The sequence below is a fragment of the Streptomyces inusitatus genome (assembly GCF_014651115.1).
Classification (GTDB): domain Bacteria; phylum Actinomycetota; class Actinomycetes; order Streptomycetales; family Streptomycetaceae; genus Streptomyces; species Streptomyces amakusaensis.
The window spans coordinates 1-12809 of the sequence record NZ_BMWG01000050.1 but is presented as its reverse complement, the minus strand read 5'-3'; the positions used below and the strand labels follow the sequence as shown (position 1 = coordinate 12809).

The 12809-nt window shown below is 74.7% G+C and carries 4 protein-coding genes and 1 pseudogene; 2 read left to right on the top strand and 3 right to left on the bottom strand.

What is annotated here, in order from left to right; genetic code table 11:
- Together IE247_RS33640 and IE247_RS33635 are read left to right on the top strand one after the other, a co-directional pair.
- On the top strand, positions 1-1456 hold a 1456-nt coding region (locus tag IE247_RS33640; RefSeq protein WP_190127174.1), incomplete at its 5' end, for a phosphopantetheine-binding protein.
- Positions 1457-1535: 79 nt separating this feature from the next.
- Positions 1536-8141 (top strand): type I polyketide synthase, encoded by a 6606-nt coding sequence (locus IE247_RS33635; RefSeq protein ID WP_190127173.1) that lies wholly within the window; start codon positions 1536-1538, stop codon positions 8139-8141.
- 245 nt (positions 8142-8386) lie between these two features.
- Here the strand turns inward: IE247_RS33635 and IE247_RS33630 are convergent, their stop codons facing one another.
- The 3 genes and pseudogenes from IE247_RS33630 to IE247_RS33620 form a co-directional block, all read right to left on the bottom strand.
- Entirely contained in the window at positions 8387-8617 is a 231-nt protein-coding gene (locus IE247_RS33630) for a hypothetical protein (protein ID WP_190127172.1), read from the bottom strand.
- A 262-nt stretch (positions 8618-8879) separates the two neighbouring features.
- A pseudogene (locus IE247_RS33625) lies at positions 8880-9787 on the bottom strand (tetratricopeptide repeat protein); the annotation flags it as partial.
- Between the two features lie 105 nt (positions 9788-9892).
- Positions 9893-12809, bottom strand: a 2917-nt coding sequence (locus tag IE247_RS33620; RefSeq protein ID WP_190127171.1) for a type I polyketide synthase, incomplete at its 5' end; no start/stop codon positions are given.

The following is a 12809-nucleotide window of genomic DNA, read 5'->3' as shown; positions in this document are numbered from 1 at the left end:
CGGCACCCCCACCAACCTCACCACCCTCCACCCCCACACCCCACCCCCCAACACCCCCACACCACTCCTCCCCACCTACGCCTTCCAACACCACCGCCACTGGCTCGACGCAGGCCGGCCCAGCGCCGACGCCGCCGTCTGGGGACTCACCCCCACCGAGCACCCGCTGCTCGGCGCGGCGCTCCCCCTCCACGGGAGCGAGGCCCGGCACTTCACCAATCGCGTCAGCCCCAAGGACCACCCCTGGATCGACGGGAGTTCCGGCATCTTCCCCGCTTCGGCGCTGGTGGAGACCGCGATCCGGGCGGGCGACGAACTCGGCTCCACCCTGCTGGAGGAGCTGACCCTGACCCCGCCGCCCCTCGTGCCCGTACAGCTCCAGACCACCGTCGAGCCCACCGAGCAGGAGCACCGGCACCGCGTCACCATCCACGCCCGGCCGCACTCCGCCGGGGACGACGCGCCCTGGACGCTCTGCGCCGAGGGGCATCTCAGCTCGAAGGCCCCCACCGACGCGGCGGCCGACCGGGCGGGCGCGACCGGCGGCTCGTACGAGGTGGAGCTGCCCGAGCGGGAGGCCCGGGACGCCGACGGCTACGGACTGCACCCGGCGCTGTGGGACGCCGTACTCCTCGGCCAGGCGGCCGAGTCCGCGCCCGGGCACACCGCCGTGCCCGTCGCCTGGCGCGGGGTACGGCTCCTCGCGGCCGGCGCGCGGGCCGTGCGGGCCCAGGTGGCGAGCGCCGGGGCGAACACGGTGTCGATACGTCTGACCGACGAGTCGGACGGTCTGGTCGCCACCGTCGACTCCGTGACCTTCCACGATGTCCCGGAGGTACGGACGGAGGAGAGCGCGCCCAAGGAGCCGGGGAGCGCGCCCGCCCAGCCCGCCCGGCGGCGGGCCGGTGCGGGCCGGGGCGCGCCGCGACCGCTCGCGGAGCGGCTGGCCGTCATGGACGGGATGGAGCGGCACGACGCCGTGCTCGACATCGTGCGCGCGGTGGCGGCGGCCGTACTCGGCCACGCCGACGCCGACTCGATGGAGGACGACCGCTCCTTCCAGGAACTCGGTCTGACCTCGCTGACGGCGGTCGAGCTGCGCAACCGGCTGGGGCAGGCGGTGGGGCTCGCCCTGCCCGCCACGCTGGTCTTCGACCATCCCAGCCCGGCCGCCGTCACCGGCCATCTCCTCACCCTGATCGCGCCGGACGCGGCCTCGGCCGCCCCGCTGTCGCCGCTCCAGGAACTGGACCGGCTGGAGGCGGCACTCGCCCTGACGCCCGGGGACGGCGGCGACCGGCCGGCCGTCACCGCGCGGCTGCGAGCGCTGCTGTCCCGGCTGAACGAGACGGCGGAGCCCCGGGGAGGCGAGGGCGCGGACGCCCTGGAGGACGCCTCGACCGCCGACGACCTCTTCGCCTTCATCGACGACCAGTTCGGCCCGGCGGCGGACTGATCGCCCCCACGCCACCCCCGCCCCGCCCCACCGCCGCCGTCGCTGCCGTCGCCGTCCAACAGATACGGGTGTCACACACATGTCCAACGAAGAGAAGCTCGTCGAATACCTCAAGCGGGTGACGGCCGATCTCCAGAAGTCGCGTCAGCGCCTTGAGGAGCTGGAGTCCGGGGCCGTGGAGCCGGTCGCGATCGTGGGCGCGGCCTGCCGCTTCCCCGGCGGGGTGGAGTCTCCCGACGATCTGTGGGAGCTGGTGTCCGACGGGCGCGACGCGATCTCCGGCTGGCCCGCCGACCGGGGGTGGGACCAGGGGCTCTACGACCCGGAGCCCGGGAAGGCCGGCCGGTCCTACACCCGGGAGGGCGGCTTCCTCGACGGGGCGGCCCTGTTCGACGCGGAGTTCTTCGGCATCTCGCCGCGCGAGGCCCTGTCGATGGACCCCCAGCAGCGCGTCCTGCTGGAGACCGCGTGGGAGACCGTCGAGCAGGCCGGGCTGGACGCCCACGCGCTGCGCGGCAGTCGTACGGGGGTGTTCGTCGGGGTCGTGGAGGAGAGCTATCTCGGGCTGAACGCGCCCGAGGAGTTCGAGGGCTACCTCATGACCAGCAAGCTGAGCAGCGTCGCCTCGGGGCGTATCGCGTACGCCCTGGGTCTGGAGGGCCCGGCGGTCTCGCTGGACACCGCCTGCTCCTCCTCGCTGGTGGCGCTGCATCTGGCGGTGCAGTCGGTGCGCTCGGGCGAATCGGCGCTGGCGCTGGCGGGCGGGGCGACGGTGAACGGGGACCCCGGCGGGTTCGTGGACTTCTCCCGGCAGCGGGGGCTGGCCGCCGACGGGCGCATCAAGTCTTTCTCGGCCGGGGCGGACGGCACGGCGTGGGCCGAGGGCGTGGGCCTGGTCCTGCTGGAGCGGCTCTCCGACGCGCGGCGCAACGGGCACCGGGTGCTCGCCGTGATCCGGGGTTCAGCGGTCAACCAGGACGGCGCGTCCAACGGACTGACCGCCCCCAACGGGCCCGCCCAGGAGCGCGTCATCCGGCAGGCGCTCGCCAACGCAGGGCTGCACACCTCTGACGTGGACGCGGTCGAGGCGCACGGCACCGGCACCCCGCTCGGCGACCCGATCGAGGCCCAGGCCCTGATCGCCACGTACGGCCAGAACCGCCCCGCCGACCGGCCGCTCTACCTCGGCTCGCTGAAGTCCAACATCGGCCACACGCAGGCGGCGGCCGGAGTGGGCGGCGTCATCAAGATGATCCAGGCCATGCGGCACGGCACCCTGCCCAGGACGCTGCACATCAGCGAGCCGACCCCGCACGTCGACTGGAACGCCGGTGCGGTCGAACTCCTCACCGACGAACGGCCCTGGCCTCAGACCGACCGGCCGCGCCGCGCCGCCGTCTCGGCGTTCGGGGTGAGCGGCACCAACGCGCATGTGGTGCTGGAGCAGGCCCCCGCGCCCGTACCCGTGCCTGCCTCCGGAGGGCCCGCCTCCGGGGAGCCCGCCGAGGAGCCGGAGAAGCCGGAGGAGGCCCGGGGCGCGGTGCCCTGGGTGCTCTCGGCGAAGACGCCCGAGGGGCTGAGCGCCCAGGCCCAGCGGCTGCTGGACCATCTGCGCCGCCGTCCCGAGCTCTCGCCTCCCGATGTCGCCCTCTCCCTGCTGACCACCCGTACCGCACTCGACCACCGGGCCGCCGTCGTCGGCTCCACGCGGGACGAACTGCTCGAAGCGCTCGAAGCGCTCGCCCGGGACGAGACGTCACCCGCCGTGCTCCGCCCCGAGCGCGGCCCCCGGGGCGGCACCGCCGTGCTCTTCACCGGGCAGGGCAGCCAGCGCCCCGGCATGGGACGCGAGCTGTACGCGGCCGAGCCGGTCTTCGCCCGCGCCCTCGACGAGGCGGCCGCCCATCTCGATCCGCATCTGGAACACCCGCTGCTCCGGGTCATGTTCGCGGACGGGGACTCACCGCTCGCGGCCCTGCTGCACCGCACCGAGTACACCCAGCCCGCGCTCTTCGCCCTCGGCACCGCCCTCTACCGGCTCGCCGAGCACCGCGGGCTGAGCGCCGACCACTTCCTGGGCCACTCCATCGGCGAGATCACCGCCGCCCATCTCGCCGGGGTGCTCGACCTCCCCGACGCCTGCACCCTGGTCGCCCACCGCGCCCGGCTGATGCAGGCGGCCCCGGACCACGGCGCGATGGCGGCGCTCCAGGTCTCCGAGGACGAGGCGCTGGCCCTGCTCGCCGGTCTCGACCCCGCGACCGTGACCGTGGCCGCCGTCAACGGCCCCCGCTCCACAGTGATCTCCGGCGACGCCGACGTCGTCGAGAGCGTCGCCGAACGGCTGCGCGCCGAGGGCCACCGGGCCAAGCGGCTCCCCGTCAGCCACGCCTTCCACTCGCCCCACATGGACGCGATCCTCGACGAGTTCCGCGCCGTGGCCGAGGGGCTCACCTACCACCCGCCCCGTATTCCGGTCGTCTCCAACCTCACCGGCCGCCCCGCCGAGGGCACGGACCTCCGCACCGCCGACTACTGGGTGCGCCAGCTGCGCGGGGCCGTCCGCTTCCACGACGGACTCCGGCATCTGGACGGGCAGGGGGTCACCGAGTACCTGGAGAGCGGGCCCGACGGCACCCTCACGACCCTCGCCGAACACGGTCTGGACCAGCGGCCGGCCACCCTGCTGCCGCTGCTGCGCCCGAAGCGCCCCGAGACCGTCACGGCCGTCGCCGCGCTCACCCAGCTGAGTCTGCGGGGCGCGGGGATCGACCTCACGGCGCTCCTCCCCCGGGCTACGGCGGTGCCGCTGCCCACCTACGCCTTCCAGCACCGGCGCTACTGGCTCGACGCGGACCACACCGCGACCGACCCCGCCGCCTGGGGGCTCGCCCCCACCGAACACCCGCTGCTCGGGGCCTCGGTGCCCGTCGCCGACCCGGACACCCGTCTCTTCGCCGGACGGGCGACGCCCGAACAGCACCCCTGGCTCACCCGGTACACCCATCGCGACACCCCCCTGCTGCCGGCCTCGGCCCTCATCGAGACCGCGATCCGCGCGGGCGACGAACTGGGCTGCACCCGGCTGGACGAACTGACCCTCACCCCGCTGCCCCTCACCCCGGGCACCGCCCTCCAGCTCCAGACCACCGTGACCCCCGGCGACCGGCCCCACCGCCGCCGGATCACCGTCCACGCCCGTCCGTGCACGCCCCGGCCCGACGCCGCCCCCTGGCGGCTGTGCGCCGAGGGCCTGGTGAGCTTCTCGGGGCCTGACGAGCCCTTCGAGCTGACGTCGTGGCCCCCGGCCGACGCCCACGGGATCGACCTCGACGCGGCCCGGGAGCGGCTGACGGCCGCCGGACTGTCGTACGGCCCGGGGCTGCGCGGAGTGAGCGCCCTGTGGCGGCGCGGCGACGAGATCTTCGCCGAGGTGGGCGGGGACGAGGGGACCGGAGGTGCCGCCCGGGGCTTCGGCCTCGACCCGGCGCTCCTGGAGACCGCGCTGAGCGCGGCGCTGCTGGCCGGGGATCCGTTCCTCCCGGACGGCGGCACGGCCCCCGTGGTGGGCCGGTGCGAGGACGTACGGCTGCACGCGACCGGCGCGACGGCGCTGCGGGTGCGGCTCACCCGTACCGGCGAGAACACCGTCCGGGTGCTGCTCGCCGACCGGTCGGGCCGGCCGGTGGCCTCCGTCGGATCGCTGGAGTTCCGGGTGCCCGGCGAGGGGGAGATCGGCGACGGCACGGAGCCCGGCGACTCCCTGTTCGCCGTGGAGCAGCGGCCCCTGGCCCTCACCGCCCCGCGCGGGCCGCTCCGCTGGGGTGTGCTCGGCGCGGAGGGCGTCGAGCAGGCCCCGCCCGGCGCGGAGGTCTTCGCCACGGTGGCCTCGGTACGGGACGCGGTGGCGGCCGGCCGGAGCCTCGACGCGGTCGCCGTGCCGTGGACGCCGGGGACCGAGGTCGGGGCAGCCGCCGCGCACCGGGAGGCCCTGCGGGCGCTGGAGCTGCTCAAGGAGTGGCTGGCCGAGGACGCCCTCGACGACACCCGGCTGGTGCTGCTGACCCAGGGCGGCTCGGCGGGCGGGGACGGCCCGGGCGACTCGGACGGCTCGGGCGGCTCGGGCGGCTCGGGCGGCGAGTCGCCGGACCTCGGGGCCGCGACCGTGCACGGGCTGGTCCGCTCGGCGCAGGCGGAGGCCCCCCGGCGGATCACCCTGATCGACACCGACGGCCGGGCGGAGTCCCGGGCGGCGCTCGGCGCGGCCCTGCTCTCGGGCGAACCCGAACTCCGGCTGCGCGCCGGGGCGGCGTCCGTGCCGAGGCTGACGAGGGCCCGGGCGGACGCGGGTGCGGGTACAGGTACGGGTGCGGTGTGGGACCCCTCGGGCACCGTGCTGATCACCGGCGGCACCGGCGCGCTCGGCGCGCTCTTCGCCGAGCACCTCATCACCCGGCACGGCGTCACCCACCTCGTCCTCACCAGCCGCAAGGGACCCGAGGCCCCCGGCGCGCCGGAACTCCACGACCGGCTCACCCGGCTCGGCGCGACCGTCACCATCACCGCCTGCGACACCACCGACCGCGAGCAGCTCGCCCGTCTCCTCGGGAGCGTCCCCGCCGAGACGCCCCTCACCGGGGTCATCCACGCGGCCGGCACCACCGACGACACCCTCATCGGCACCCTCACCCCCGAGCGGCTGCGCCCCGTCCTCGCCACCAAGGCCGACGGCGCGTGGCATCTCCACCAGCTCACCCGGGACCTCCCCCTCACCGCCTTCGTCCTCTTCTCCTCGGCCGCCGCCACCCTCGGCGGCCCCGCCCAGGGCAACTACGCCGCCGCGAACGCCTTCCTCGACGCCCTCGCCCACCACCGCCGCCGCCAGGGCCTGGCCGCCGCCTCCCTCGCCTGGGGCCTCTGGGACCAGCCCACCGGGCTGAGCCAGCACCTGGACCGGGCCGACTTCCAGCGGATCGCCCGCACCGGGCTCCGCCCGGTCGAGGAGCGCACCGGACCGGCCCTCATGGACCGGGCGCTGGCCACCGGCAGGGCCTCGCTCGTCGTGACGCCCATCGACACCGACGCCCTGCGCGAGAACGCGGCGCGCGGCCCCCTGGTCCTCACCGGCCTGGTGGGCACGCCCGCCCGGCCCGCCGCCGACAACGAGGCGGGCGGTGCGGGCGGTTCGCTCGCCGAGCGGCTCGCCGGGCTGGACGAGGGCGGGCAGTACGAGGCCGTGCTCGCGCTGGTGCGCTCCGAGACGGCCGTCGTCCTCGGCCACCGGGACACCGGCGGCGGGACGGTCGCCCCCGATCAGCCCTTCCGCTCGGTGGGCTTCGACTCCCTCACCTCCGTCGAGCTGCGCAACCGGCTGGGCGGCGCGGTCGGCTCACGGCTGCCCGCCACCCTGGTCTTCGACCACCCGACGCCCGCCGCGCTCGCCGGGTATCTGCGCGAGGTGCTGGTCTCCGGCGCGCCCGTCGCCGCGCCCAGGCTCTCCGTGGACTTCGCGGCCGAGGTGCGCCTCGGCGACGACGTCCGCCCGGCGGCCGAGGTGACCGAGGCGGTGACGGACCCCTCGGCGGTCCTGCTCACCGGCGCGACCGGCTTCCTCGGGGCCTTTCTGCTGCGCGATCTGATGACGACGACGCGCGCGGCCGTGTACTGCCTGGTCCGCGGTACGAGCGCGGACCAGGCTCTTGGCCGGATCCGGTCGAATCTGGAGTGGTACGGCATCTGGGACGAGATCGACCCGGCCCGGCTGCGGATCGTCCTCGGCGATCTGGAGCGGCCCCGGCTGGGGCTGACCGAGGAGGCCTTCGACGAGCTGTCGCGGTCGGCCGACGCGGTCTACCACGCCGGTGCGACGGTCCACTGGCTCCGCCCCTACGGCGAGCTGCGGGCGGCCAATGTCGGCGGCACGGAGGAGATCCTGCGGCTCGCCGCCCGCCACCGGACGGTCCCCGTCCACCATGTCTCCAGCGTCGGTGTCTTCCCCGGCCCCGTCGTCGAGGGCGAACCGGTCCGGACGGACGACCCGACCGGTCCGCCGGAGTCCCTGCCGACGGGATACGTCCAGAGCAAGTGGGTGGCCGAGCGCCTGATCGACCTCGCCCGGGAGCGCGGGCTGCCGGTCTCCGTCTACCGCGTCGACGTCGTCTCCGGCGACCAGCGCGGCGGCGCCTGCCAGACCCAGGACTTCGTCTGGCTCAGCCTCAAGGGGCTCCTGGAGGCCGGGTCCGTCCCCGAGGGGCTCGTCGGCTCGGTCCACGCCGTGCCCGTCGACTATGTGAGCGGCGCGATCCTCGCCCTGTCCCTGCGGCCCGAGGCGACGGGCCGGACCTTCCACGTCTCCAACCGCGACAGCCTCGAATTCCCCGAGTTCCTGGCCCATCTGCGCTCCGCCGGATACTCCCTCCCGGAAAGGCCGTGGGAGGAGTGGCGGCAGCAGGTCGAGGCCGATCCGGAGAACCCGATCAATCCGCTCATGGTCGCCTTCGAGGCGATGGCCTCCGACAGCTCCCGCTTCTATCCGGAATTCGATGTCACGGACACCGAGGACCTCCTCAAGGGCAGCGGGCCGGTCTGCCCCGCCATGGACGGGAAGCTCTTCGCGAAGTACGTCGATTTCTTCGTACGAGTGGGCTACTTCCCGCCCGCGGGCGAGGCCGCGCCCCTGACCTGACCTCCTCCTCCACCAGTACGCCAGAACGGCCGGCCGTTCTGGCGTACTGCCGCTCTCACGCACCGAGGCGGCGGGACCGGATTCTTCCCGGCCGCGGCGGGACGGACGTCTCCCGGGCGGGTGCGCTTGGGCACCGCCCCACCCGCCGTTCTCAGACAGCGGGGGTTTCAGGGCCCCGGGTGCAGTGAGCGCACACGTACCGGGACCGGAGGACGAGCCGCATGGCCTCCGGGTCCCGATGGGTCTCACAGAGCCATGACAGTTCGGAGTCCTCGGGGAGATCCGTTTTCAGGAATGTGCGCAGGGTGCCCCGCATGCCCCCGGGGTTCTCCGGTGTCTGGCTGGCTGTCATTCCCACTGTCGTCCTCGCTGCCGTTGTCCTCGGGCGTGGCCGACGGGGTCGGCGGGGTGGCCGGAACGATGGTCTCGTTCGCCCCGAGGTCGTAGCCGTTCGCCTCTTCGATCTTGTCGCCCATGGCGTCCTCTTCCTGTTGTAGCGGGTTGTGGTGGTGCGGGAAACCGCCCCTGCCGGGGATCACCTGTCCGTGGGGGACACCAGTCGGAGTTCGCTCCGGCGGGGACGGGGTTCGTGGCGGGCCCTGTGCGGCTCGGCCCACGGTCACGCTGGTCGTGTCTCGCTGTCCCTGGCTGTCCTGCCCTCTGCCGACGCTGTGCCCCCTGGACCGTCTCGTCAGACGCGGATCAACGACAGGGACGGAACGTCCTGGTTCTCAAGCGCTACTGAGTGGCGACTCCAAGGAATTCGGCGAGCTTGCGAAGTCCAGCAGGGCGAGTGGCCCCGGCCCACAGGTCGCTCACAATTGACACGGCGAGTGTGTGATGGCGCATCCACCCCGGAGCGACCCGGCGCAGGGACTCAAGGGCCTTGACAGCGCCTTCGGGGTTGCCGGTGTCCGTGTGGGCCCGCGCCACGTCCAGGAGCAGCCATGTCCGCCAGGACGGTGGGGTGTCGGCGGACAGGCGCATGCCCTTCGCCAGATGCAGAGCCTCTTCCGGGCGCTCGTGCTGGACGGCCAGCCGGACACGCTCAATGCGCACTGAGGACCGGCTGAAGACGGACACGAGCTTGCCGTCGACCGCGGGCGGCAGCTTCCGGAGTCGTCCGGTCGCGTCCTCCGCCGTCCGCATCATGTCGTTGGCGGTGTCGTAGTCACCGCTCCGGGCCGCGCTCGTCGCGGCGGACATGAGGAGGCCGCCCCAGACGCGCACACCGGCGGCTGTCGAACCGTGTTCTCTCTCGACTCCGTCGGCGGCGTGGATCGCCAGCCGCTCGGCGTCGTGCAGACGGTTCTGGCGCTGGTAGTTCCACGCGACGGAGTTGCTGATCATCGGGGCCAGCAGCGGGTCGGACGACTGCTCGGCGGCGAGCATCGCGCGCTCCAGGGGGACAGGGCGAGGTCCGTCTTCCCCAGCCGGATGGCCAGCTTGCTGCCGCTGATCGGCGGTACCGATCGCACCGAGTAGCCGGGCGTCCGCGATGACGCCCGGCAGTACGTCCATGAGGCTGCCGAAGTCGGCATTCGGCATTCGTGATACAGGGTCCAGCCGTCGGCGATCTCGCGGCGCAGGAGCGGCAGCGACAGCCGCTCGACGCCTTGAGGCTCGGTGTACGGGGCGGAGGTGGGTAAAGCCGTGGAGGCCGACGGCCCCAGGTGTCCGGACAGGCCGAAGGGCCTGCCGCCACGGTGTCGCCGTGGCGGCAGGCCCTCCTCAGTCGGTTCGGGCGGGGCTCAGTCGAGTTCGTCGAAGAGGGCGAAGAGTTCCTCGTCGCTCGCGCCGTCGAGTTCCGTCTCCCCCTCGCCGTCCCCGGCGGGGCCGGTGCCGGCCGTGTCCACCGACTTGAGGAGTTCCCGCAGCCGCCCGGAGACGAGCTTCCTGGCCTCCGGGGTGTCCGTGGCGGCCGTGAGCCGGCCGGCGAGATCGGCGAGCTGGGCGAGGACGGTGTCGGTGGGCGAGGCCTCGCCGACGACCAGTTCGTCCCGCAGATACGCGGCGAGCGCGGCGGGCGAGGGATGGTCGAAGATGAGCGTGGTGGGGAGGCGGAGCCCGGTCGCGCGGTTGAGCTGGTTGCGCAGCTCGACGGCGGTGAGGGAGTCGAAGCCCAGCTCCTGGAAGGCGCGGTCGGCGGTGATGCCGCCCGGGGTGGAGTGGCCGAGGACTCCGGCGACATGGGTGCGGACGAGATCGGTCAGGAAGTGGTCGCGCTCCTCCGGGCCGAGGGTCGCGAGCCGCTCGCCGAGCGGTATGTCGGCCGCCGCGCCGCCGCCGGCGGCGGCCAGGACCCGGCGGGCGGGGGGTCCGGCCAGCCCGCGCAGGATGGGCTGGAGGGCCTCGCCGCCCGCGCGCAGGGCGGCGCCGTTGAGCCGGGTGACCGCGAGGACGGCGGTGTCCGCGCCGCCCGCGGCGTCGAAGAGGGCCATGGCCTCGTCGGCGGGGAGCGGAAGCAGACCGGTCTTGGCCAGCCTGCGCAGATCGGTCTCCTGGAGCGCTCCGGCCATGGTGTCCGCGCCGCTCCACAGGCCCCAGGCGAGCGAGAGGCCGGGCAGGCCCCGGGACCGCCGGTGTCCGGCGAGGGCGTCCAGGAAGGTGTTGCCCGCGGCGTAGTTGGCCTGGCCCGCCGTGCCGAGGAGACCGGCCACCGAGGAGTAGAGGACGAAGGCGGTCAGCTCCCGGTCCAGGGTCAGTTCGTGCAGATTCCAGGCGGCGTCCACCTTGGGGCGGAGTACCCTCTCCAGCTGCTCGGGGGTCATCCGGGCGGCGACGCCGTCGTCGAGGACGCCCGCCGTGTGCACGATCGCGGTCAGCGGGTGCTCGTCGGGGATCGCCTTGAGCACCGCGGCGAGGGCCTCTCGGTCGCTCGCGTCGCAGGCGGCGAAGACGGCCCGCGCGCCCAGCTCCCCCAGTTCGGCGGCGAGTTCGGGCGCGCCGGGCGCCGCTTCCCCGCGCCTGCTGAGCAGCAGAAGCCTCTTGGCCCCGTGCTCGGTCACCAGGTGCCGGGCGAGTACGCCGCCGAGCGCGCCGGTCGCGCCGGTGATCAGCACCGTACCGCCGTCCCAGCGGGGGCCGTCCTCGGCCGGTGCGGTGGAGACCCGGGCCAGCCTGGGCGTCATGAGCGTTCCGGCGCGCACGGCGAGCTGTGGCTCGTCGCTCGCGAGGGCGGCGGCGAGCAGCGGTGCGGGAAGGGCGTCGTCGCCGTCCTCCAGGTCCAGCAGGGTGAACCGCCCGGGGTTCTCGGTCTGGGCGGACCTGATGAGGCCCCAGACTCCGGCGTGTGCCAGTCCGGTGACGTCCTCGCCGCCCACCGCGACCGCGCGGCGGGTCACGATCACGAGCCGGGAGTCGGCCGTCCGCTCGTCCTCCAGCCAGGCCCTGATCTCGGCCAGCGCGGTGAGCGCGGCGCTGTGGGCGCTCTCGGGCAGCGGGATCCGGTCGGCCGGGTCGGCGGGGGCCGCCAGCGGCAGCAGTACGGCGGCGGGCGGCGGACCGGCCGCGTGGAGGGCGGCCTGGTCCGGGTGGCGGACGGCGTCGGGCCCGAGGTCGAGCGGGCCGTGGCCGAGCACCGCGTACGGGACGGGGCGGGGGGCGACGGTCTCCTCCAGCGGGGTCCATCCGACCTGGAGGAGACCGTCGACCGGGGCGCTCGCGGCGCGCAGCGCCTCCTTGGTGAGGGGGCGCAGCGACAGCGATCCGGCGGCCACGGGGGTGCCCGCGCCGTCGGCTGCGGAGACGGCGACCTGGAGTGCGTCGTCGGCTCGCGCGGTCACGGAGAGTCGTACGCGCAGGGCGGTCGCCCCGGTCGCGTGGAGGCTGACCTCGGACCAGATGAAGGGCAGCCAGGACTGGCCCTCGGTCTCGGCCACGCCGGGGAGCAGCGGGTGGAGCGCGGCGTCCAGCAGGGCGGGGTGGATGCCGAAGCCCGCCGCGCCCGCGGTCTGTCCCTCGCCGAGGGCGACTTCGGCGTACAGCTCGTCCTCGCGCTTCCAGACGCGGCCCAGTCCCTGGAAGGCGGGCCCGTAGCCGTAGCCGGCCCCGGTGAGCCGTTCGTAGGCTCCGTCGAGGTCGATCTCCTCCGCGCCCGGCGGGGGCCAGACGAGGAAGCGGTCGGCGGGGGCGAGTCCGGGGGCGAGTGTGCCCTGTGCGTGCCGGGTCCACCGGTCGTCGCCCTTGCTGTCCGCCCCGCCCGGGGCGGCGTATACGGAGACCGTCCTGGCTCCGGAGTCGTCCGGCTCGTCGACGGCCACCTGGACGCGGGTCTCGGTGCGTTCGTCCAGTACCAGGGGCGCGGTCAGGGTGAGGTCTTCGACCAGGTCGAGGCCGACCTGTTCGCCCGCCTTGAGGACCAGGTCGAGCAGTGCGGTGCCGGGCAGCAGCACGGTGCCGTGGACGGCGTGGTCGGTCAGCCAGGGGTGGGTGCGGAGGGAGATCCGGCCGGTGAGGAGGTACGCGTCACGGTCGGCGAGGCGCACGGTGGCCCCGAGGAGGGGATGGCCGGGGGCGGTGAGGCCGAGGCCGGAGGCGTCCGCCGCCTCGGTGCTGCCTTCGAGCCAGTGGCGGTGGTGTTGGAAGGCGTAGGTGGGGAGGAGGGGTGTGGGGGTGTTGGGGGGTGGGGTGTGGGGGTGGAGGGTGGTGAGGTTGGTGGGGGTGCCG